The organism is Lacinutrix sp. Bg11-31 (genome assembly GCF_002831665.1).
Classification (GTDB): Bacteria; Bacteroidota; Bacteroidia; order Flavobacteriales; family Flavobacteriaceae; genus Lacinutrix.
Map to the genome: position 1 here is coordinate 2,341,731 of NZ_CP025118.1, position 22,521 is coordinate 2,364,251.

At 31.8% G+C, this 22,521-nt stretch carries 19 protein-coding genes; 5 read left to right on the forward strand and 14 right to left on the reverse strand.

Going from position 1 to position 22,521, the window contains the following annotated elements; all coding sequences use genetic code 11:
• The 6 genes from CW733_RS10520 to CW733_RS10545 all read right to left on the reverse strand — a co-directional run bounded on the left by CW733_RS10520 (position 1) and on the right by CW733_RS10545 (position 6,576).
• Complete coding sequence (locus tag CW733_RS10520) at positions 1-1,299, reverse strand: aminopeptidase P family protein (RefSeq protein ID WP_100997138.1); 1,299 nt, start codon at positions 1,297-1,299, stop codon at positions 1-3.
• Between the two features lies 1 nt (position 1,300).
• Positions 1,301-2,548 carry an FAD-binding oxidoreductase gene (locus CW733_RS10525; protein ID WP_100997139.1) on the reverse strand — a complete coding sequence of 416 codons (1,248 nt, stop codon included), beginning with the start codon at positions 2,546-2,548 and terminating at the stop codon, positions 1,301-1,303.
• A gap of 107 nt (positions 2,549-2,655) precedes the next feature.
• Positions 2,656-3,666, reverse strand: a complete 1,011-nt coding sequence (locus CW733_RS10530) for a 4-hydroxyproline epimerase (RefSeq protein WP_100997140.1) — start codon at positions 3,664-3,666, stop codon at positions 2,656-2,658.
• A 3-nt stretch (positions 3,667-3,669) separates the two neighbouring features.
• Positions 3,670-5,253 carry an aldehyde dehydrogenase (NADP(+)) gene (locus CW733_RS10535; protein ID WP_100997141.1) on the reverse strand — a complete coding sequence of 528 codons (1,584 nt, stop codon included), beginning with the start codon at positions 5,251-5,253 and terminating at the stop codon, positions 3,670-3,672.
• Positions 5,250-5,516, reverse strand: a complete 267-nt coding sequence (locus tag CW733_RS10540) for a DUF1272 domain-containing protein (protein WP_100997142.1) — start codon at positions 5,514-5,516, stop codon at positions 5,250-5,252. The genes CW733_RS10535 and CW733_RS10540 overlap by 4 nt, the downstream gene beginning before the upstream one ends.
• A gap of 142 nt (positions 5,517-5,658) precedes the next feature.
• Positions 5,659-6,576 carry a dihydrodipicolinate synthase family protein gene (locus CW733_RS10545; protein WP_100997143.1) on the reverse strand — a complete coding sequence of 306 codons (918 nt, stop codon included), beginning with the start codon at positions 6,574-6,576 and terminating at the stop codon, positions 5,659-5,661.
• Between the two features lie 155 nt (positions 6,577-6,731).
• Here CW733_RS10545 and CW733_RS10550 point away from each other — a divergent pair, with 155 nt between their 5' ends.
• Positions 6,732-7,574, forward strand: coding sequence for an AraC family transcriptional regulator (locus tag CW733_RS10550; protein WP_100997144.1), 843 nt, complete (start codon positions 6,732-6,734; stop codon positions 7,572-7,574).
• Here the strand turns inward: CW733_RS10550 and CW733_RS10555 are convergent.
• The 4 genes from CW733_RS10555 to CW733_RS10570 form a co-directional block, all read right to left on the reverse strand.
• Positions 7,569-8,147: an alkylphosphonate utilization protein gene (locus CW733_RS10555; protein WP_100997145.1), complete on the reverse strand. Its 579-nt coding sequence runs from the start codon at positions 8,145-8,147 to the stop codon at positions 7,569-7,571. The genes CW733_RS10550 and CW733_RS10555 overlap by 6 nt on opposite strands.
• Positions 8,148-8,211: 64 nt before the next feature.
• Complete coding sequence (locus CW733_RS10560; RefSeq protein ID WP_100997146.1) at positions 8,212-9,213, reverse strand: type I phosphomannose isomerase catalytic subunit; 1,002 nt, start codon at positions 9,211-9,213, stop codon at positions 8,212-8,214.
• Positions 9,214-9,216: 3 nt separating this feature from the next.
• Positions 9,217-9,711 (reverse strand): glycosyltransferase, encoded by a 495-nt coding sequence (locus CW733_RS10565; protein WP_100997147.1) that lies wholly within the window; start codon positions 9,709-9,711, stop codon positions 9,217-9,219.
• 26 nt (positions 9,712-9,737) lie between these two features.
• Positions 9,738-10,922 carry a response regulator gene (locus tag CW733_RS10570; protein WP_100997148.1) on the reverse strand — a complete coding sequence of 395 codons (1,185 nt, stop codon included), beginning with the start codon at positions 10,920-10,922 and terminating at the stop codon, positions 9,738-9,740.
• A gap of 180 nt (positions 10,923-11,102) precedes the next feature.
• On the opposite strand from CW733_RS10570, the gene CW733_RS10575 reads away from it, so the two are divergent.
• The 3 genes from CW733_RS10575 to CW733_RS10585 are packed head-to-tail and all read left to right on the forward strand — an operon-like array spanning position 11,103 to position 16,917.
• Entirely contained in the window at positions 11,103-14,192 is a 3,090-nt protein-coding gene (locus CW733_RS10575) for a hypothetical protein (RefSeq protein ID WP_100997149.1), read from the forward strand.
• Complete coding sequence (locus CW733_RS10580) at positions 14,192-15,409, forward strand: hypothetical protein (RefSeq protein WP_100997150.1); 1,218 nt, start codon at positions 14,192-14,194, stop codon at positions 15,407-15,409. Before CW733_RS10575 ends, CW733_RS10580 begins: the two co-directional genes overlap by 1 nt.
• Positions 15,403-16,917, forward strand: coding sequence for a glycoside hydrolase family 2 TIM barrel-domain containing protein (locus CW733_RS10585; RefSeq protein ID WP_100997151.1), 1,515 nt, complete (start codon positions 15,403-15,405; stop codon positions 16,915-16,917). The genes CW733_RS10580 and CW733_RS10585 overlap by 7 nt, the downstream gene beginning before the upstream one ends.
• A 34-nt stretch (positions 16,918-16,951) precedes the next feature.
• On the opposite strand, the gene CW733_RS10590 is transcribed toward CW733_RS10585, so the two are convergent.
• From CW733_RS10590 to CW733_RS10605, 4 genes are all read right to left on the reverse strand, one after another.
• A complete protein-coding gene (locus tag CW733_RS10590) occupies positions 16,952-18,175 on the reverse strand; it encodes a glycosyltransferase (protein ID WP_100998785.1) in 1,224 nt (407 codons plus the stop codon).
• A gap of 243 nt (positions 18,176-18,418) precedes the next feature.
• Positions 18,419-19,663 (reverse strand): oligosaccharide flippase family protein, encoded by a 1,245-nt coding sequence (locus tag CW733_RS10595; protein ID WP_100997152.1) that lies wholly within the window; start codon positions 19,661-19,663, stop codon positions 18,419-18,421.
• 27 nt (positions 19,664-19,690) lie between these two features.
• Positions 19,691-19,969: an STAS domain-containing protein gene (locus CW733_RS10600; RefSeq protein ID WP_100997153.1), complete on the reverse strand. Its 279-nt coding sequence runs from the start codon at positions 19,967-19,969 to the stop codon at positions 19,691-19,693.
• A gap of 40 nt (positions 19,970-20,009) precedes the next feature.
• Complete coding sequence (locus tag CW733_RS10605; RefSeq protein WP_100997154.1) at positions 20,010-20,273, reverse strand: hypothetical protein; 264 nt, start codon at positions 20,271-20,273, stop codon at positions 20,010-20,012.
• A 155-nt stretch (positions 20,274-20,428) separates the two neighbouring features.
• Here CW733_RS10605 and CW733_RS10610 point away from each other — a divergent pair, with 155 nt between their 5' ends.
• On the forward strand, positions 20,429-22,474 hold the full coding sequence (locus CW733_RS10610) for a tetratricopeptide repeat protein (RefSeq protein ID WP_100997155.1): 2,046 nt from the start codon (positions 20,429-20,431) through the stop codon (positions 22,472-22,474).
• Positions 22,475-22,521 lie beyond the last annotated feature (47 nt).

Here is a 22,521-nt window from a genome sequence, read left to right on the forward strand (position 1 = left end):
CTATTTTTTATTATTCATTATAGTCTCAATATCTTCAATTTCTATTGGCATTGCTTCTGTAAGATTCCTATTTCCGTTCTCTGTAATGAGATAGTCGTTTTCTAATCTGCAACCAATTCCTTCTTCTGGAATATAGATTCCAGGTTCGCAAGTAAGCACCATTCCTATTTCTAAAGGTCGAGAATACAATCCAACATCATGCACATCTAATCCAATATGATGAGCAGTTCCATGCATGAAATACTTTTTATACAATGGTTTTTCAGGATCTTGTTTTGCAACGGCATCTACATTTAATAATCCTAATTTTATCAATTCAGCCTCTACTAAATTAGCCATTTTTAACTCGTAATCTAATGGCAGCACTCCTGGTTTTAGCAACTTGCTTCCTTCTTTCAAACAATATAAAACTGCACTATACACTTCTTTTTGTCTTTTACTGAATTTCCCGTTTACAGGAAAACAACGTGTAGTATCACTATTATAATTTGCGTAGCAAACACCAAAATCTAGCAATATCATTTCGCCATCTTTACAAATAGCATCATTTGTATTATAATGCAATGCACAAGCATTTTTACCAGAAGCCACAATAGGTTTGAAGGCATGTCTTGTAGCTCCAGATTTTATTAAATTATAGGTTAATTCTGCCTCTAACTCGTATTCCTTTATGTTTGGTTTGCACGATTTTAAAACGCGTTTAAAACTAACAATACTTATGTCTGCTGCTTTTTGCATTTGAGCAATTTCTACTTCCGATTTTGTTGGACGTAAATCTCTAGTTATTTTAGCAGCTCTATGATAATTATGTAATGGGTATTTTTCTTTACACCATTTTATCATTCTGTCTTGTTGCGTTTCTTGATCTTTAGTAGCACGCTTTAAATATTCATTATGCCCTAAATAAAAACCATCGGCTTCAAAAGCCATGTATTGCAAAAGCATTTCGAAGTCTGAAACCCATTCTACTCGAGAAATTCCAGAAACATCTGTTGCCTGTTCTTTGGTTAGTTTTTCGCCATCCCAAATTTTAATTTGCTCATTGGTTTCTTTAACAAACAAAATGGCTTTATTTTCTTTTTTATGTGCATCTGGATATAAAACCAAAATAGTTTCTTCTTGGTCTACACCTGAGAGATAAAACAAATCATTGTTTTGTGCGAAACCCATTATATCATCTGCATTATTATGTTTGACATCATTGGATGTTAGAATAGCAATAGTATTGGGTTCCATTTTAGAAATAAAATGATTTCTATTTTTTTGGAATAAGGTATTCGGAATTGGTTGGTATCTCATATTAAAATTTTCTATCTGGATGAAATGGATGTAAATTTAACGAAGTTTTTCTATCTGAAATAATTTCTGAAACTAACTTCCCAGTTGCTGGCCCTAAACTCCAACCCATCATTGCGTGTCCTGTTGCAATTGTTAAATTATTACACTTTGAAGACTTTCCAATATAAGGCAAGCCGTCTGGAGAACATGGTCTTAAACCACACGAAGCTTCAGCTTTTTCTTTATCGGTAAGCGTGATACCAGAATAATAATGTGATGCAGCTTTAGCAATTGCATTTACTCTTGTTGGATTAATATTACTATTTATACCTCCTATTTCCATAGTGCCTGCAAAACGCGTAAAACCATCCATTGGAGTTACTGCTACTTTTGCTTCGCACAAAATAGCAGGAATCGTAATTTTGGTATTAGATTTAGTATTTATACTATAACCTTTTCCTGCTTGAATAGGAATTTTTAAATTCAGTTTTTTAGTTATTAGTGGACTCCAACTTCCTGCAGCTAAAACAACTTCATCTGCCTCTAATTCTTGTTTATTTGTAATTACTTTAGTAATCGTTTTTTTATTAAATTTAAGATCTACAACCTCTTCTTTAGTGAAAAAAGTAACACCTTTAAATTTTAAATACGTCTGCATTTCTACCATAAAACTATTAGGTGTCATGTGTGCATCAGAATTGTAATAAACAGCTCCTTTTATATCTAAATTTGCATTAGGTTCAATTGTTTTTACGTCTTTAGCAGAAAGCAACTTTACATTTAAACCCTCTTTAATCCCACGTAATCCAACTTTCCATTCTTCGTCTTCAACCTCATTAGTTTTATAGCACATTAGCAAACCCTTTCTTTCATAATGAAAATTAAAATCGCGACTGGATTTTATATCTTCATATAATTCACGACTTAACAAGTTGACATCTTTAATAACGGGAATTGCTTGTTCTACTTTTTTGGTAGTTGCCGATTTTTTAAAAGCCAAACTCCACTTTAAAAAATCTAAATCTAATCTTGGTTTTACATAAAATGGACTTGTAGAATCGAACATCCATTTAATACCTTTAGTAATCATTCCTGGAGTCGCTAATGGAATAAAATGACTTGGCGTTATATAGCCTGCATTAATATGAGAGGCTCCAGTTTTTCCTTCGGACTTATCAATAATAGTAATATTACATCCTTGTTTTTGAAGATAATAAGCACAACTTAAACCTATTATTCCTCCTCCAATAATTATAATACTTTTACTCATTTCTTATCATTCTATCCTTAGATTTTGATAATTTTAGGATCTCATTATTAATTAATTTCAACTGATTAAGTTTCTTAAACTAGTTCTGGTTAATTTTATTCTAAGAATTAAATTACCTGAAAACCATGTGCATAAGGATCATCTTCAGCATCAATAACAATAGTGTTGTAACCAAAAACTTTTGCCCATCCTTTAATGCTTGGAATAATAGCTATTTTACCGCCTAAAGTTGTTGCTTCTTCTACACAACCTGTGAATTTACTACCTATAAAACTTTCGTGAATAAAATCTTCGCCTACTTTAAGTTTGCCTTTAGCAAACAGTTGTGCTAAACGTGCAGATGTTCCTGTACCACAAGGACTTCTATCTATAGCTTTATCTCCATAAAACACAGCGTTTCTTCCTGAAGATTTTGGATCTATTGGGTTCCCTGTCCATAGCATATGTGTTACATCTCTAATGGTATCATTCTCTGGATGCACAAATAGATCTGGATATTTTTTATTAATCAATGCTCTCGCGACTTGAGAAAACTGAACAATTTGTCCTGCAGTAAAATCGTGAACACCAGAAAAATTTGCTTGAGAATCTATTATTGCATAATAATTTCCGCCATAAGCGACATCAAATGTAATCTCCCCTAATTCTGGGCTTTCTATCGTTAAACCTTCGGCAGCCAAGTAACTTTTTACATTGGTTAATTTTACCCAATCTACCTTTTTTCCAGTTTGCTTATACTCTATGTTCACCAAACCAGCAGGTGCTTCCATTTTTATTTTCCCTGGTATTTTAGGTGTTATTAATCCTTCTTCTATGGCAATTGTTATTGTTCCAATTGTTCCATGACCGCACATTGGCAGGCAACCAGACGTTTCTATAAATAAAATGGCAAAATCATTTTCCGGGTTGTGAGGTGGAAACAAAATACTACCACTCATCATGTCATGACCTCGAGGCTCAAACATTAATCCTTTTCGTATCCAATCGTAATCTTTTAAAAAATGCTGACGCTTTTCACTCATGGTCGCACCTATTAAACTTGGTCCGCCACCAGCAACAACTCTTACAGGATTTCCGCAAGTATGCGCATCTACACAAAAAAAAGTCTTACGTGCCATTTTCTATATTTTATTTGTTGTTTTTAAGCCATCAATAATTCTATATACTCCTAAAGGATTCTCATTTTTTAATGCATCTGGAAGTAGATGGTTTGGCCAATCTTGATAACTAAATGGTCTTACCCAACGTTTTATAGAATCTACTCCAACAGCTGTAAAACGACTATCTGTAGACGATGGATATGGCCCTCCATGCATCATAGATGCACAAACTTCGACTCCTGTTGGGACACCATTAAATATAATTCTTCCTACTCTATTTTGTAAAGCTGAAATTATTTTAGGATAATTTGAAGCTTCATTATTATCTGCAATAACTGTTGCTGTTAATTGACCTTCAAGCTTTAAAATAAGCGTTTCTAATTGCTCTATATTTTCACACTGTACAACTATAGAATATGGTCCAAAAACTTCTTGATGTAAGGTTGTATTTTCAAGAAACGTTGCTCCACTTACTGTTGTTAATGTTTGTTTTGAAAAATTAGCAGCTACATTTTCGTCGTATTTGGCAGTAACAGTAATACCTTTTTGAGACAGTGCTTTTTCTTTATTCTTATTGTAAGCATTGGCTATGTTGGGATGCAACATACATGATGGTTCTATTGTTTTAATCTGAGAAGACAATGTGTTTATAAACTGGGTTAACCCTTCGCTTTTAACACCTAAAATTAATCCTGGATTTGTACAAAATTGACCTGAACCCAAAGTAATTGAACCTGCATACGTTTTAGCAACTGCATCTGCTCTATTTTTTAAGGCTTCTGGTAAAATAACTACTGGGTTTACACTTCCCATTTCTGCAAAAACAGGAATAGGCTCCTCTCGTTTTGCGGCTAAATCTAATAATGCGCGTCCACCACGAATACTTCCTGTAAAACCGACAGCTTTAACATTTGGATGCTGTACTAATGTTTGCCCTACTTCTATACCACTACTATTTACATTAGAGAACACACCATTTGGAATTCCTGTTCTTTCTGCGGCTTTAATTACTGCTGAAGCTACTAATTCTCCTGTTCCAGCATGCATAGGATGCGATTTTACTATTACAGGACAGCCAGAAGCTAATGCTGCTGCTGTGTCTCCTCCTGCAGTAGAAAATGCTAATGGAAAATTACTTGCTCCAAAAACAACAACTGGCCCTAATGGCACTAACATTTTACGAATATCTGATTTTGGAAATGGTGTTCTTTCTGGTTGCGCAGTATCTATAGTTGCCTCAACCCAAGACCCTTCTTCTAAATGTGCAGCAAACCCATTTAATTGACCAATTGTTCTACCACGTTCTCCCATAGCTCTTCCTTCTGGCAATCCAGATTCTGAGCAATAGGTTTGAATGAGATTATCTCCTAAAGCTAAAATTTCTTCTGCAATTGCTTTTAAAAACTTAGCTTTTTTGACATCGGAAAATTGACTGTATTCTTTAAAAGCTTCGGTTGCTAATTGTGCTGCCTGATTAATTTCGTGATTAGTAGCCTCAACAAAAAGAGTATTATTTTCTGTATTTAACTTTGGGTTAAATGTTTTATATGTTTTTTCTCCTTTAGCGGATAATGTATTACCTATATAGTTTTTTCCTGTTATCATTTTTTATTTATTCTTTCTTGATGCTTTACAACATCAACTGGTTTAATTACTTCTTTTGTTGAAACTGGATATTTTTGCAATAATACTTTTGGACGAATTGGTCTCTCTACAAAGTTTCCTCCACAGTTTGGACATACATGTTGTAATATACTTTCTACACAGTCTTTGCAAAAAGTACACTCGAACGTACAGATCATTGCTTCTTTAGAATTAAAAGGTAATGATTTGTTACAGTTTTCGCATGTTGGTCTAATTTCTAACATCTGTTATTACTTTGTTTATTTATTTGGCTTTTACTTTTGTGTTAAGGATTGAAGCGGCATCCTTTTTTTGCTGCCATATATGGCAAAAAAAGATATAGCGTAAAGCCTGACCGCTTTTTGGAGCGGTAACACCCAAACTATTTTACAAATTTTTATAATCTGGTAATGTTGGTCTGGTTTTTACACCATCTTCAATGACCTTTAATACGTGCTTACGTTCTTCGCCATGTAAAGGTAATCTTGGTGCTCTAACATTTTCTGTACCTATTCCTGCAGCAACTTCGGCTAGCTTAATATTTTGAACTAATTTAGGGTTTATATCTAACTCCAATAATGGCATAAACCATCTGTTTATTTCTATTGCTTCTTGAGTTTTCCCTGCTTTTTGAAGCTCGTAAATAGCAACAGTTTCGGCTGGAAAAGCACATACTAAACCTGCTACCCAACCATCGGCTCCCATAATTAAACTTTCTAGAGCGATAGTGTCTACTCCTGTCATGATCTTTAACCTGTCTCCAAAGCGATTTTTAATTCTTGTAATATTGGTTGTGTCTCTGGTCGACTCTTTTACGGCTTCGATATTTGGACAGCTAGCAAGTAACGCCTCAAACATATCTAAAGTTACTTCTATTTTATAATCTACAGGATTATTATAAATCATTATTGGAAGTCTTGTACTATTGGCAATTGCTTTAAAGTACTCGACAACTTCTCTATCACAAGCATTATATCGCATTGGAGGCAAAAGCATTAGGCCTTGAGCTCCATCTTCTTCTGCTTTTTTTGCACATAAAACGGCCTCTTTTGTACTTTGCTCTGCAATATTGATTAGTACTGGTACTTTTCCTTTAACAAATGCTACAGTTTCTCTTGTTAAGGTTCTCTTTTCTGCATCTGTTAATGTACTTGCTTCTCCTAAGGTACCACCTAAAACAATACCATGAACTCCTGCATCTAATTGTGCTTGTATGTTAACTTTAAAGGTTTTTAAATCTAACTCATCACTATCTGTAAACTTAGTAGTTACAGCTGGCATAACGCCTTCCCATTTTAAACTCATTGTATACTAATTTTGTTTACGTAAAATTAGCATAATTATATATAGATGCATTTTAGTATTTATCCATTACTAATACTATATTATCCAATAAATATGTATAATGTGTTTAAATTGAATATTAATTAACTAATTTTGAAATAAAACTGTAATAAACGATGAAGGTTCTTCCTTTTAAAATTCCAAAGCCAGAGCTTGACACATTAGTGTTTCAAGAAGATATTGGTCCTTTATTTTATGATAAACTACACCAACATGAAGATATACAGTTAAGTCTAATTGTTGAAGGTGAAGGCACATTAATTGTTGGAGATTCTGTAAATAATTATAAGGAAAATGATATTATAATTATTGGCAGTCACTTAGCTCATTTATTTAAATCTGATACTAAGGCCACAAAAAACTCTCATATGTTAAGCTTATTTTTTACTAAGAATTCTTTTGGTAAAGATTTCTTTAACCTAACTGCTTTAAATGGAATTGAGCCTTTTTTTAAGCAAGCTGAAAATGGGTTTAAAGTAATGTCTCATAAAGACATTATGTGTACACACTTTCTAAAATTAAAGGATGCCACACCAATTTCTAGATTTATTATTTTATTAGAATTGCTTAAACTGACTTCTAATGCTAATTTTGAAAGTTTATCTTCTTTTATTTATGATAAGAAACTTAGTGAGATTGAAGGTAAACGCATGGAAGCCATTTTTGAATTTACCATCTCTAACTTTTATACAGATGTGTCTTTAGAAACTATCGCTGGTGTTGCCAACATGACCAAAAATGCTTTTTGTAAGTATTTTAAAAAGCGAACTAACAAAACGTATTTTAGATTTTTAAACGAACTACGAATTGAGAATGCATGCAAATTAATGAGACAAAAAAAAGGCAATACCATTGCTGATATTGCCTATAAATCTGGATTTAAAAACCTTTCTAATTTTAACCGTCAGTTCAAGTCTATAAAGAATATGAGTCCTTCGGCTTTAAAAAATTCTTTATAGTTTTTTAACGTATTCTGTTATAATAACAGTTAATGTTGGACCAACTTTACCTTCTATAAAAGTAGCATTTTCGCGATCTAAACGTATATTTCTAACAGCTGTACCTTGTTTAGCAACTTGGCTAGATCCTTTTATTTTAAGGTCTTTAATTAATACAACAGAATCTCCATTGTCTAAAATGACACCGTTTACATCTCTATGAATAATTTTATCTGCTTCATCTTTGTGCTCATCTGTTGCTCTTGCAATTGCTAAAGCATCATCGTCTAAATACATCATGTCTAACAAATCTTTAGGCCAACCTTCACCTCTAAGTCTTTGTAACATTCTCCAAGCCATTATTTGCACTGCAACGTGCTCGCTCCACATACTATCGTTTAAACATCTCCAATGGTTAATATCCATTTCTGTGTTTTTTTCTATTTGATCTTCGCAATTTGCACAAAGCAAAACGCAAGTATCTACAGTTTCTGTTAGTGATGGTGGAATATTATATTGTCTGGTATCTATATTAGAAGTACATAACTCGCAAGTTGTATTGCTTCTATCTTGTAACATTTGAAGTACGCTCATTGTATATTTTTGTTTGATATTTACAAATATAACAATTGCTTTGTGTTTTGCTGTAAAAAGACGACTAAGATGCTTGTTGTAAATTTTTAACTATTCCCTTGTCTACATAAACTTCTAATAATTTTGCGTTTTCAGAATTAAATATAACCTCTTCTGCATTTGCTGGAATTAATATAGTTTCTCCCATTTTTAAAATTTCGGTATGTAAACCTGTTGTTACTTCTACTTCACCTTCTACACACATAAAAATTACAAATGAATCTAAGTTGGTATAGTCTTTAATTTGATGCTTTTTAATATCTAAAATATTAGTTGTAAAATAGTCGCAGTTAACTAAATTAGAACTTTCGTTTGGCAATAGCGTATAGTCAGCTTTTCCGTTAGAATCGAATTGTTTAGTTGCTTTTTCTGCTAACTGTGTGTGTAATTCTCTTTTTTTACCAGAATCGTCTGTTCTGTCCCAGTCGTAAACACGATATGTAATATCTGAGGTTTGTTGTATTTCGGCAGCTAAAACACCTGCTCCAATAGCGTGTATTTTTCCTGCTGGAATAAAAAAGCTGTCTCCTTTTTTTACTTGTTCTCTATTAAAAACAGCATCTACATTTTTAGCATTTATATGGTTTAAAACTTCAGGGTTTACCGTTTTATCTTTTAAACCTAAAACAATATCTGCATTATCGTCACTATCCATAATGTACCACATTTCTGTTTTTCCAAAACTATTGTGATGTTTTTTAGCCATTTTATTATCTGGATGAACTTGTACAGATAAATCTGTTTTTGCATCTAAAAATTTTATTAATAATGGGAAGTTATATCCAAAGTTTGCAAAGTTTTCTATACCTAAAAAATTTGCTTCGTGCTCTGCTATTAATTCTTTTAAATTAGCACCTTTATATGCTCCATTACTAACTTGAGAAATGTTCCCGTTCACATCAGATATTTCCCAGCTTTCACCAACATTATCTTTGTCTGTATCTTTTCCTAAAAGGTTTCCTAGCTTGTTTCCTCCCCAAATTTTCTCTTTTAATATTGGATTGAATTTTATTGGATATACTTTCATAATTTATGATTTGCTTAAAATTTGAAGTTGTACAAATTGATTTTTTACTTTTAATTTTTTCAAATAGTCTATTATTGAAAATAAACTTTGAAATAGTGTTAGCTTGATATTTTTTCTTTTTAATATCTCTAAGTTATAATCTAAAAGCACTTCTTGGTTTTCGGCAATTGCCTTTATCAATCCATTTAGACCATGTTTGTTGGTGTTAAGTGAATTTACGGCCACATACCCTAAGTGTATTAAATTGAACTGATTAGACATAAACCTAGCTCCTGCTCTAACAGCAGACACATCAGATTTAATTTTTTTAACATTAACTACTGACACATTAGAACTAGCTTCCTTTATTTCTTTTAATAATTGAAAAGTATTATCTCTACTATCATTATTAACTAAGCATAATTCTAAATTTGAAGTTTGTTTTATTTGCTCAATAAACACATTTATATCAATGTCTTTTTCGTTATTATGAAAAATTATTATGATACCTGTTTTCATGATTTAGGGATTTAGAAAATTGGTAATTAGGCTATATTTAATTCAGTTGAGACAACTGTCTTTACATTTTGCTTTTTGTTTCTGTACACCCAAGCAATTTGTCCTAATTGTCCAACAATTTTCACTGAATCCTTCATAGATAATTTAGAACCATCTGCATGAATCCATCTTTTTAACGGTTGTTCGCAAAGCATTGCTTTAGCTTCTTTTAATCCGAAATGGATACTCATTCTTTTAAAAATCTCTACATCAAAAATCCATTGTGTTACAAACTTTTTATCGAATGCAATGTTGATAACATCTTTATGGAAGATTTTTGCTCCACATTGTGTATCTTTAAAATCCATTTTTAAAATTTTTCTGATTATAAAATTGATAGTTAAACTTATTATTTTTCTAGCAGACTCTTTAGTGATATTTGCTCCCATTCTTGAGATACGTGATCCACTAACAATTTTAAATTCTGAAGTTTCGATAGTCTTAACTAAATCGTCAAAATCTGCTAAGTCTGTAGATAGATCTGCATCTAAAAACCCTATATAATCTAAATCTACTTTTTTAGCCATGTGTAACATTCCTAGACGTACAGCTTCTGCTTTCCCTCCGTTTTTCTCACAATCGTAAACTGTAATAAAGTCTTCTCTTCCTTTTTGCAATTCTTTTAAAACGTCTAATGTTTTATCCTTACTACCATCGTTTACAAAACATAAATGGTAACCAGAATTTTTATCGATGTAGTTAATAAACTCATCACTTAACAAACGCTCTTCTTCATTATAACAAGGTATTACTACACCAACACAACGTTCCTGTATCATAACGTCGCTTTTAGTCACCGAGTTTTGTAATTCTGGTGCACCAATTAAGCGTTTCACACGTGCACTAATCTCGTTTAAGCTTAATGGCTTTTTCATGTAGTCATTAATTCCTAATTCAAAACCCTCAGTAATAGTTTCATCTTTTGTATCTCCAGATAAAACCATTATAGGTGTTTGAGAGTTTTTAGTAATTCTTATGTGCTTAACAACTTCTAATCCAGAAATTCCTGGCATATTAATATCTACAATTACTAAATCTGGATTAAAAGATTCATATAATTCTAATCCTTTAGTAGCATCAGTTTCTGTTTTTACTTCGTAACCTAGTTCGGCTAATCTTTTTTGTAAAGGAAGTAATACTAATTGTTGGTCATCTATTGCTAAAACTTTCATAATAAGTCGTTTTGTTTGTTATTGATGGTACAAATGTACAAGAGAAGGCAGCCCTAAAATTCTTATTTAGTTTAACCTATAGTTATGTGTCGACGAATGGTAGATTGCTATAGATAATTAAAAATAGGAGCACTATTATATTTATTTATCTTTACCATAATATTATAGCTTAGGCTTTAAATGAAAGAAACCTCAAACAAATACTTAATCGTTGCCATCCTTTTAGGATTGGCGTTTCATGGTAGTGCCATCTTTTTCACTTTGGAAACTACTTATGATGCGTTAATACACCTGTTTTTTGCAGATCATTATGCAAATAGCTGGTTCGAACCTTGGAATTACGAATGGTACACTGGTTTTACGGTACAAAGCTATCCACCTTTAGTACATCAATCTATTGGGTTATTATCAATGATTGGTGGTTTAAAATTTGGAATGTTTAGCGTTGCGCTTATTGCGATTGTACTATTTATTACAGGCACTTATCGTTTTTCTTTAATGATGACAGGTAACAAAACAGTTGCAGGTTATGCTGCTGTTTTAGCTGTGTTTTCGTCTTCTTTTGTAGAAACGCTTCATATTTTTGGACAGTTACCAAGTATTATTGGTGTTTCGGTATTAATGCATGCGTTACCAGAAATTTATTTGTGGTTAAAAACGGGTAAGAAATGGTACTTAGCTACATCACTATCATTAATAGCTGTAACAGTTACTTCGCATCATGTAACACCTATTTTTGGAATGATATTTTTTATCTTTCCCTTAATAGGGATGGTTATTATGGATGTTTCTAGAGAGCAAGTAAAGACCATGAAAGAAGTGACTTTCAAAATATTTCTGAATAGCTTCTTCAAGCTTTTTAAGCGTATTGTAAGCTTTGGCATGTTGTCTTTAGTATTAATTATAGGTTGTATTTTCCCTTATTGGTTAAACTCTAAAGCCAACCCAATTACTCAGGTTCCAATTCCGCATGGTTCTCGTGATAATTTCCTAGAAATCACATCCTCAGGTTTAGTATTCTTTTTAATTCCTTGGGGAATTTTACTCCTATTATTACCCTACATATTTTACAGATATTATAGCAAACGTTACTTGTTTTTTGGCTTATCAATAACTATTTGTACCATTTTAGGAACTGGAGGAACCACTCCAGTACCACTAAAAATGTTGGGCGAAACCGCTTTTAACATCCTAACTCTAGATCGATTTACACTTTGGGCTTCCATATTATCGCTACCATTATTAGGCGAATTCACCTATCGTTTTGTTGAGGGTGATTTAAAAGAACTTATTCAGTCTAAATTCGGAGCTATTTACCATCGTATTATTGGTGGAATATTAGCCGGACTAATGGTGTTTATGGTCGTTTTCACTATGAGTTTAAACTATTTTAGACCATCGCAACCGCAGAAAATAAAGATGTTACCAATCGTGAATTTTTTAAACCAAGATGATCATGATAAATGGCGGTTTTTAACACTAGGTTTTGGTGACCAAATGGCTTGGCTAAGTGCGCAAACTAATGCCATGACTGTAGATGGAAATTACCATTCTGCAAGACGATTACCAGAATTAACGACAAGACCAATCGAGCGTTTAGAAAACTCAAAATTTAAAGGCGTTGCAGGAATAGGATCTTTACAGCAGTTTTTAACAACTCCAGAAAAGTACAACCTCAAGTATATATTTTCTAATGATAAATTTTACGATCCGATTCTCTACTACTGTGGCTGGCAACGTTTACGACAATTAGAAAATGGCATTATGGTTTGGGAACGACTTAACATTCCTCCTGTATCTTCCATTTTACCAAAAGAAGATGTTGCTAAATGGCTTAAAATAATATGGGGAATTATTCCGTTTTTAACTGTTTTAATTGCGTTTGTTTTAAACATACAAATGCTTTGGGTAAATGCTTTAAAAACACGCATAAAATCGGTTCCTGATTTTTTAAAATTTCCAACAACGTATAATAAGTTTAATAAAAATGTATTACGAATCACTCATGTTTGGTCACTAATTCTTGCCATAGCTGTATTTTATGGTATTTATTTATTCTACCTAAAAAACGATTCGCAACGCAGTCCAGAAAATGCTATTATTGCTTATTATGATGCTTTAGATTTTAAAGAATTTGAAAAAGCACACAGTTTAATAGATCCAGAAAACCAGTTACCAATTGCACAATACATGTTGGAAATTTCAGTAACCGATGGCTTACTGAGTAGTTATGGGAAAATGGATGCTATTGAAACAGAAATAACGAAACTTAACGATAGCACAGTCTCTGCAAAAGTGACTAGCCAATGGATTACACCTTTAGAGAAAATTGAAAAAATTGATTATAAATCGTTATCAAAACGAAAAGGTAAATGGTATTTGCAACCAGACGATTTAAATAACGATTTACCACCAGACCAACTCTTTTCGGCTAATGCAACTAAGTATTTTAATCAAGGTAGACGACGTATTACAACAGAGCAAACACATCATGAAGATATATTAAAACAACCTGTTTTAGAAGTGATTTCGGCTAAATTAGTGCAATATGATGGTAGTTATGCAATTATTGGCGAAGTTCAAAACATAGACAATGTACCAGCAGATGTTATTTTAAAAGGAACATTATATAATGATGATAACAAACAACTAGCAACATACAACGCCAAATACCATATCAAGCATAAATTAATGCCTAAAGAATCTAGTAGTTTTAGAATTAATTTTGAGGGTATTGCTTGGTCTAGAACGCAAGACTCTATTCCAGACACATTTAATCCAGATGAATTTACGCCTATTGAATTTGAAGAACAACCAACCAAATTCAACTTGCAAGTTGCTGGAAACGTTTCTGGATCTGATTTGTATAAAAGCGTAGTATTAAGTGCTATCAATATTAAAGAAAGAACCATAAGCGGAAATTTATTTAATAGCGGAATCCAAGAAATTACAATACCTCAGCTTTTAATTACGTACTACGATGCTAATAAAAACATGGTTTGGGTGGATCATTTATTTATAAAAGAAGGTGTGAGACAACAACGTAAGCAAGATTTCGAATATCAAATACTGAAGGATGGTCGTGTAAAAATCATTAATTCAGATATGAAAAATATTTTTGTAAATGGTTTACCAAACGATGCTATTGCTCGTAAAATAGTACCCAATAGAATTGAAAACCATAGCGATGCACAATTGCAAAAAATTGATCATCCGGATTTTAGTTATATTAAAATAGAAATTAACACATACATAGGAAGCCCAAATTAATGCAACTTAAACGTACATACCTGTTTCTTTTAGGTTTGATTTTATTATCATCCTTTGCTGTTGTGCAACACAGTGAAACCACTAAGCCTATTACTTTATTAACTACTCAAACAGAGTATGAAGTTGGCACTACTATTGTTTTAAAATTTACCGCTTCAGAAAACGAAAAACCATTACTATATTGTTCTAATAGTTATGGTTCTACTTTGGTATCTGCTTCATTAGAAGGAGAGATGCTTCTTTATCATATTCCGCAAAATATTACTAAAAAAATTGGAGTTATTAATTGGGAATTGCTTGATAAAGACACATCTATTTCGGGTCAATTCAATATAAATCCAAAAGCAGAGGTTGCAACTATGGAAACCTATATTGGTCCTCCAAGTATTGAAGCAGGAGGAACAGATTATACAATGTTGGTTGTTATTCCAACAGATTCTTTAGACAATCCTGTACCAACAAACACGAAAGTAAATGCAAAGTTTCAATTTTTAGCTTCCGAAGAAAACAATGACATTTTTACTAAAAATCTAATTTGCTTTAAAAATATAAATTCTAAAAAAGAAAGTGGTCGCATGTTAATTTCTTCAGAGAGCTTAGGCATCAACTCTAAAGAATATACTATTAATGTTACTGCTGCAATTCCTACAGATTTTAAAATTTCGGCAAAACGCCCTCATGATTATGCAGACGGAAATCAAATTACAACTTTTGAGACTACTGTAATAAAAGACAAACAAGATAATGTGGTTAGTGATGGTACATTTGTCACGTTTTTTATCACAAATAAAAACCAAAATATTTTAAAAACTACAGGAACAACCATTGAAGGTGTTGCACAGGCTAGAATGATTCACCCAGATTATGCAGATAATTGGAGCATTAAAGCTTACGTAGATGGCATGTCTGAAAGCAATAGCCTGTTACTTAAATACAAACAAGTTATTAAAGATTTCGATGTTACTTTTCTAGATAAAAACAGAACTATAACCGTTGGACCACTGCAAAGTTTTATGCAACAAATGATTCCTGATGGTTTGCATGTAAGACTTCAAATTCACAAAGATGGTTTACTTATAGATACGCTTACAAAAACATCATTTAATGGTTATGTATACTTCTACTTAAAGCCTGCTATTTATAAAAATGGTGATTATAATTTTAGCATTCAAACTGCTGGAATAGAAAAAGAATTTAACACAACAAAACTATGGTAGGTCTTAATAAAAACATACTACGTACCATATTAATCGCCTCATATCTTTTGATTGTAGTCCTAATTATTTCTGGTTTTAGTGCATTATTTAGCTATTTAAACACTGGAGCAGACCGAAGCAAAATGCTACATACTGAAATTAAAAAAGTAGAACAATACTTACCAAAAATAGTTTGGGAACCTTTAACAAACGAAGGCAGACCAATGGATAACCAAACTTTAAATGCCTTACAAAACGATTATTTAGATGCTTGGTATGTAAAGCAAATTGCTTACAAAACGAATACCACGAGTGGTATAAAAGATTACTACACAGATAGTGCAAGGAAAAATATATTTGATTTTATTGCATTAAATAAAGCTAAAAACACAACCATTGAAGCAACAACTTTAAATCACAATCCTACTTTAGAATTTTTTAGCGAAGATGGGCAATTAGCAGTGATTACAGATAGAAATGTTGTAGAATATAAACGTATTTTTAAAGATAAAAAAGCTGTTTTAGAAACTACCGAAACATCTACATACAAAATGGTCTTTTTGTTAGAAGATGGTTTTTGGCGCATTAGACATTTAGTAAAAGAAAACAATAAGTCTTTTAAGGCTGAAATAAGTAAAATAGAAACAGATAGCTTAATTATTAAAGGTATTAACTACTATCCAAAAGCAACACCTTGGAATATGTTTGGTAACGCTTTCGCGAAAGACACCATTGCTAAAGACTTTAAAATTATAAAGAAAGCAGGTTTAAATTCGGTTAGAGTTTTTGTACAATATGATGACTTTGGAAAAGCAGATGTAAATACTAAAAAGCTAGAAAAATTAAAACAGACTTTAGATGCTGCTGAAGAAAACAATCTAAAAGTAGTATTGACCTTGTTTGATTTTTATGGCGATTATTCTGTTATGAACTGGACCTTAAACCAACGTCATGCAGAAAAAATAGTATCTACTTTTAAAGATCACAATGCTATTATTGCCTGGGACATTAAAAACGAACCCAATTTAGATTTTGAATCTAGAGGGAAAGAAAATGTGATTGCTTGGTTAGATAAAATGATAGATTTAGTAAAATCTATCGACAATATACATCCTGTAACTATTGGTTGGTCTAACACGCAAAGTGCACCTATTTTAAAAGATAAAGTCGATTTTATTTCCTTTCATTATTACGAAAATTTAGACAAACTAGATGTTGCTATAAAAACAATGAGAACAGTAATTCCTGATAAGCTATTGGTTTTACAGGAATTTGGAATATCTTCTTATTCTGGTTTTTGGAAACCTTTTGGCTCTTCTGAAGAAGATCAAGCCAACTACCACAAAAAAATCCAAGACCTAATTGCAGCTAATAATTTGCAATTTATGTCTTGGACTTTATATGATTTTGTAGATGTACCAAAGGATGTTGTAGGCAGTAGACCTTGGCGTCGTAACACCCAAAAACGTTTTGGGTTTATTGATAAAAATGGAACAAAAAAGGTTTCGTTTAAATATATTACTAACTAATTGTTTGGGACCAAAAAGGCAGCGTTTAATATTATTATTCTACGGTTGTAGCTTGTAATACAACTCTTTGTGTAGGCACTTTTTTAGTAATAATCTTATCAAAATTATTTAAATACATGTTTGTTATTTTTTCCATTGGATAAGCAGTTGCAGCTTCGTAATTCGCTTTTCCTAAAGCTGTTCTATGTACTGCGTTAGTTACAATAGCTTCAATTGCAGTTGCTAAACTAGCAACAGAAGTTGGCTCGAAAAACTCACCTTTATAACCTTCGTCTTTTACTAATAGAGCAAGATCTCCTAAATCTGGCATCACTACTGCTTTACCATAACTTCCAGCTTGGTGCAAAACTCCTGAGCTTCCAGTTGTTGATGTATATGGAAATACAACTACTGCACTTTCTTTAAATAAGGTTGGCACTTCATATTCTTCAACATAACCAGTAAAACGTACTTGTGGCACATGCTTATAGTCTTCTTGTACTTTTGCTAAATAACCAGGTACATTTGGGTTGTCTGTTCCTGCAATTACAACCTCAAGATCTAATCCTGTTGATGCTCTTACTTTCTCTACAGCTTCAATCATACTTTCAACTTTTTTGTAGGTTCCAAATTTTCCAAAAGTCATAACTTGTAAAGGTCCTTGTTGTAAATCGTATTGTGGTTTTTCTTCAGAAATTTCAAATGTTCCATGTGGAATTAAAGTCACATTTTTAGCATTGTATTTTGTCTCTAAAACATCAACATATTTTTGCATGGTTACTGCAACTGTATCTGCTTGTAATATTAACTTTGTTAAGCTAGTTCCTATAAAACCATATACTTTTTGCATGATTTTGTTAGACGTAAATCCAGCATTCCCTAAATCTACTTCTTCTAATATGTTATGTAATAACACGATGTTTGGAATTTTTTTCAATTTGCAAACCAATGGTAACATTAAACCTAAAGCAGCAGCTACTTTTTTGTCTCCAAATTTCATGAATTGTAAGTTAAACAATACTGCATCTGGCTGTGTGTTGTTAATAGCTTTGGTAACATTTATAATGTTTGTATAGCTATTAAACTCCCAACATTCTTTAACTGTAATCTTGCAACCATCTTCTGTAAAAGCGATGTCTTTTGCACCTTCAGTTTTATCTGTTAGTAAAACTATTTCAGTAACACTTTCTTTTTGTCTAAAATGCTTTACTAAATGGTAAGCGTACTCGTTTAATGTTACTTTACTTGGCGGATATGCTGTTACGATTGCTAGTTTCATAATATATAATTTTAAAGTGTTTTTTATTTGTTGTTTCTTAATTACACTACAAATTTGCGTTATAAAAGCCAGTAAAATAGGCGACTTTAGATAGGTTGCTTGTTGCTGTAGACGAATGGAAAGAAGGTGTAGATTTACCATTCATCGATAGATGATTTATGGATATAAAACAGAAAAAGCCGTAGTTTAAAACCACAGCCTTTTCTTCTGTTTTAGACTAATAAAATATATTTATTTAAACTTTTATTTCTTCAATTTAGAATCAAACATGAAGAAGATTACTTGGATAACTAACAATGAAACCATTGCTATAATTTGCATGTGTACTACCTGTTCTAAACTCTCATGAAAAAAGACAACTAATACCATTTGTAACATTCCAAAGATTCCAGAAATAACCACAGGCACATACCTATCTAAAGACAAATAGTAGTAAGCAAATATGTTTGATATGGCAAACAAACCAGTTGCTAAAGCGTACTTCCACAACAAAGGAGCGATTGCTAAATAACTTTCTCCAAATAACATTGTAATTGCTGTTTCTGGGAATAAAGCACAACCAATAACTATTGCTGTTGCAATTGCTGCGATATAACCAACATATTTAAATAATATTGGAGCTGTTGCTTTCCCTTCTTTTTTAAGCTGAACTACTGTTGGCAATAACAACATAACAAACATCCAAGCAACGAAGTATACTATACGACCAATTAAAGCTAATGAAGCATATAAACCTGCATCGTGCGCCTCGAAGTAATGTTTTACTAATAAAATATCACTATTGTTAATAATAATTTGTGTAAACTCGTAAAACGCAGTAATGATAAAAAAGTTTTTAACCTGTTTCGCTTTGGTTGCTTCAATAGCAATTATCTTTTTAAAGTTTAAATTTTTAAATTTAAATGGCACTAAACCAAATCCGAAAGAGACTAAAATTCCAATGGCAATAACAACCGAAGATTGAATATTAAACAAGAATATTAAACCTAAAGTGATAATTAATCGACTTAACATTTCAGCTTGATACGTAATCGATAACGACTTGAATTCTTTTTTACCTTGAAACACACCTCTATTTACACTCATTAAAAAGTATAAAGGCACTCCAATTCCAAAAATGGTAAACATAGTAGAAGACGAAGTATTAAAAACTGCTTGCAGTTGCTTTGCAAACACAATTATTAAAGCGCCTAAACCAAGACCTACAATAGTTGCATTCTTATAAATTTTTGAAACAAAATTTGTAAAGGTTTCGTTTTCAAAAATGACCGAAAATTTTGCAGTTACTAATTGAAACGTCATCGCTACAAAAGACAACACTAATAAAAAGGTAATTAACACAGCTGCATCTGCAAATTGTGCTGGACCTAATACACGACCCAAAATAAGATTGTAAAAATAATTCCCTCCATTTACTGCTAATACACTTAGCATAAACAATTGTTCTGGAGTTATTTTTTTCGTTTTTAAAAGAGTTAAAGCTTGCATCTTATTTGGTGTGTTTGGTATTATTAATTAGGCTATGTTCGAAAATTGATAATCTTCGTAGATCTCTTCGCTTCTATAACCAGCAACAAAAAATGGATTGCTTTTTAATGCTTCATTTCTATACATTTCTTTTAATGTAAATAGTGCAGAAGCATCCATCTCGGTAACCTTATCAAAATCTACAGTTAAGCTTCTAAAAGGATTTTGAATATATCCAAAATGCATTTTAAAATTTTTTACTGTTGCTGCATTTAATATGCCTTCTAAAGTAATTGTGTTGTCTTGTTGTGTAATTGTAAGTGCCATAGTTTTGGGTTTTATATGTTATTGTTTAAGCTGTGTTTGTTTAATTAAAATCTTTATAAATATCTTCACAACCATTTCCTGTGATAGAAAATAATTTATTATTTCTTAAGGCGTTTGCTAGTAATATTTTAAAAGCTGCTACACCATTTCTATCGATTTCTTTTACTTTTTCGATATTTACTGTTACTTTTTTAAGTCTACTAATAATGTGTTCAAAATGAATAATAAATGATCTTGAAGTTGTAGCGTTAAGGTTTCCTTCTAAATGAAATGTTCCGTTGTTTTCTAAAATTTGTAAAGCCATAATTATTGTGTTTTAAATTAGTATTGTGCTTGATTTCTGATACAAAGATGCATTAGACACCTCTCAAAGTCTTTTGAATTTCGACGAGTCGACCATTGGTGTAGACGAATGATTGAAATTGAATGCTTAACTTGCAAATGATTTAAAACAAGCACATGACATTCAAATCTATTATCCTACTATTACTATTGTTTACTGGCTTCTTTAGCTTTTCTCAAGACATGCAAGAAGGTTTTACTTATTTAGAAACTGGTAAATACACTGAAGCAGAAACGTTTTTTAATACCATTTTAAAAGATTATCCAGATAATAAAACTGCACGATTGTGTTATGGGCGTGCAATTGGGCTAAACGGAAAACCAGAACAAGCCAACACGCTTTTTACAAATTTACTAGCAGATTTCCCAAACGACTTTGAGGTAAAACTAAACTATGGTGAATCTTTATTATGGAATAAAAATTTCCCAAAAGCTAAAACTTATTTTAAAGGTTTAATAAATGAAGATGCAAAAAGCTTTCCTGCATTATTAAGTTATGCAAATACATTATCTAACTTAAAAGAATACGAAGACGCTTTAGTTTATGTCAATAAAGCGTTAGATGTTTTACCAGGAAATCCAAATGCATTAACCTCTAAAAAGTATATGTATTTAGGTTATGCATACCAAAAGCAACAAGCACAAGATTATACTGGAGCAGAAGTTCTTTTAAAAGAAAACTTAACCCTTTTTAATAACGATAAAGACACGTTGTTAAATCTTGCTAATTTGTATTTAATTTCTAATCAGTTTGAGAAAGCTAAAGACACCTATAATGTATTATCAGAAAATCCAGAAAACAAATTAACCGCTTTAAATGGTTTAGCATTAGTTTCACATTTAAACGGAAAAGAAAAAGATGCACTAAAAACCAGTAAACAAGCTTTTGATGGATTAACGAATACAAACAAGCTACTAACACAGCAAACAACAGAACGCTACATACAAGCCTTAATTTGGAATAAAAAATACAAAGCTGCCGAAACATTAATTACAGGTTTAGCTGCCACAAACCCAAACGAAAATTGGGTTTTAGCTTTACGTGCTACTTTAAACACATACAAAGGTGACTTTAAAAAGAGTCTTAAAGATTACAACAGTATTTTAGTAAACGATAGCATTTCTTTTGATGGGAATTTAGGTAAAGCAAATGCACAAAAAGCATCTGGCTTATATAATGATGCTTACGATGCAGCAAATAAAACCTTATCCATTTTTAAGAATCAAAAAGATGCGATAAATTTTATAAACATACTAGACAAACAGTTTACACCCTTTGTTGAAACCAAAACAGCTTATAGTTTCGATAATGGAGATAATGAAGCTATTACATCTACAACAAACGTAACCGTACCATTATCTACAAAATTACAGGTTAATGGTGTGTATAGTTATAGAGATTCTAAAAACACCGTAACCAAAAATGAAGCTAAAGCAAATAATATGCTACTTGGTGTCTCTTATTTACTACACCCTAAAGTTGGTGTAAGAGCACATGTTGGTATTACAGATATCAATGCAAAAACAACAGCCTACACTCAGTTTTTAACTGATATTGTTTTTAATTTAAAACCAATAAAATTACAAACTCTAGATCTTGGTTTTAAAAGCCAATGGCAAGATTTTAATGCCGATTTAGTAAGTCGAGAAATTGTACAAAACACATTATATGCTAACTATAATGTAAACACAAATTTTAAATTGGGTTGGTTTACACAATACAATTACACATGGCAAAATGACAACAACCAAAGCCATTTATTATTTACCTCTTTATATTATAACCTGTTAAGCAAACCTGTACTTAAAGCAGGTTTAAATTACCAATACATAACTTTTAAAGACCAAGTACCAACAATATATTTTAGTCCAGAAAAATTTAATGTGTACGAAGTGTTTGTTGAACTTGTAAAAAACCAAAAAGGAAAATGGTTTTATAACCTAAATGTTGCAACAGGCTTACAGTTTATAGAAGACCAACCACAACAAAGCACTTACCGTTTTCAAGGTAAATTAGGCTACAATGTTTCGAATAGGTTTACAGCAAATATTTATGGTTTACATAGTAATATTGCCTCTGCAACAGCAGCAGGTTTTACGTTTACAGAAGTAGGTTTGAGGTTGAAATGGGATTTATTTAAGAAGACTATTTTTAGAGAGTAAATGTTTTAAGTATCAAAAAAAACATAAAAAAAACATAATTTGCTATT

Coding starts and splice junctions, on each gene's coding strand:
- CW733_RS10530 (WP_100997140.1), bottom strand. CDS start 3,666: ATGGCACGTAAGACTTTTTTTTGTGTAGATGCGCATACTTGCGGAAAT.
- CW733_RS10560 (WP_100997146.1), bottom strand. CDS start 9,213: ATGAAAGTATATCCAATAAAATTCAATCCAATATTAAAAGAGAAAATT.
- CW733_RS10580 (WP_100997150.1), top strand. CDS start 14,192: ATGCAACTTAAACGTACATACCTGTTTCTTTTAGGTTTGATTTTATTA.
- CW733_RS10540 (WP_100997142.1), bottom strand. CDS start 5,516: ATGTTAGAAATTAGACCAACATGCGAAAACTGTAACAAATCATTACCT.
- CW733_RS10555 (WP_100997145.1), bottom strand. CDS start 8,147: ATGAGCGTACTTCAAATGTTACAAGATAGAAGCAATACAACTTGCGAG.
- CW733_RS10610 (WP_100997155.1), top strand. CDS start 20,429: ATGACATTCAAATCTATTATCCTACTATTACTATTGTTTACTGGCTTC.
- CW733_RS10565 (WP_100997147.1), bottom strand. CDS start 9,711: ATGAAAACAGGTATCATAATAATTTTTCATAATAACGAAAAAGACATT.
- CW733_RS10590 (WP_100998785.1), bottom strand. CDS start 18,175: ATGAAACTAGCAATCGTAACAGCATATCCGCCAAGTAAAGTAACATTA.
- CW733_RS10535 (WP_100997141.1), bottom strand. CDS start 5,253: ATGATAACAGGAAAAAACTATATAGGTAATACATTATCCGCTAAAGGA.
- CW733_RS10585 (WP_100997151.1), top strand. CDS start 15,403: ATGGTAGGTCTTAATAAAAACATACTACGTACCATATTAATCGCCTCA.
- CW733_RS10525 (WP_100997139.1), bottom strand. CDS start 2,548: ATGAGTAAAAGTATTATAATTATTGGAGGAGGAATAATAGGTTTAAGT.
- CW733_RS10545 (WP_100997143.1), bottom strand. CDS start 6,576: ATGAGTTTAAAATGGGAAGGCGTTATGCCAGCTGTAACTACTAAGTTT.
- CW733_RS10605 (WP_100997154.1), bottom strand. CDS start 20,273: ATGGCTTTACAAATTTTAGAAAACAACGGAACATTTCATTTAGAAGGA.
- CW733_RS10595 (WP_100997152.1), bottom strand. CDS start 19,663: ATGCAAGCTTTAACTCTTTTAAAAACGAAAAAAATAACTCCAGAACAA.
- CW733_RS10550 (WP_100997144.1), top strand. CDS start 6,732: ATGAAGGTTCTTCCTTTTAAAATTCCAAAGCCAGAGCTTGACACATTA.
- CW733_RS10570 (WP_100997148.1), bottom strand. CDS start 10,922: ATGAAAGTTTTAGCAATAGATGACCAACAATTAGTATTACTTCCTTTA.
- CW733_RS10520 (WP_100997138.1), bottom strand. CDS start 1,299: ATGAGATACCAACCAATTCCGAATACCTTATTCCAAAAAAATAGAAAT.
- CW733_RS10600 (WP_100997153.1), bottom strand. CDS start 19,969: ATGGCACTTACAATTACACAACAAGACAACACAATTACTTTAGAAGGC.
- CW733_RS10575 (WP_100997149.1), top strand. CDS start 11,103: ATGAAAGAAACCTCAAACAAATACTTAATCGTTGCCATCCTTTTAGGA.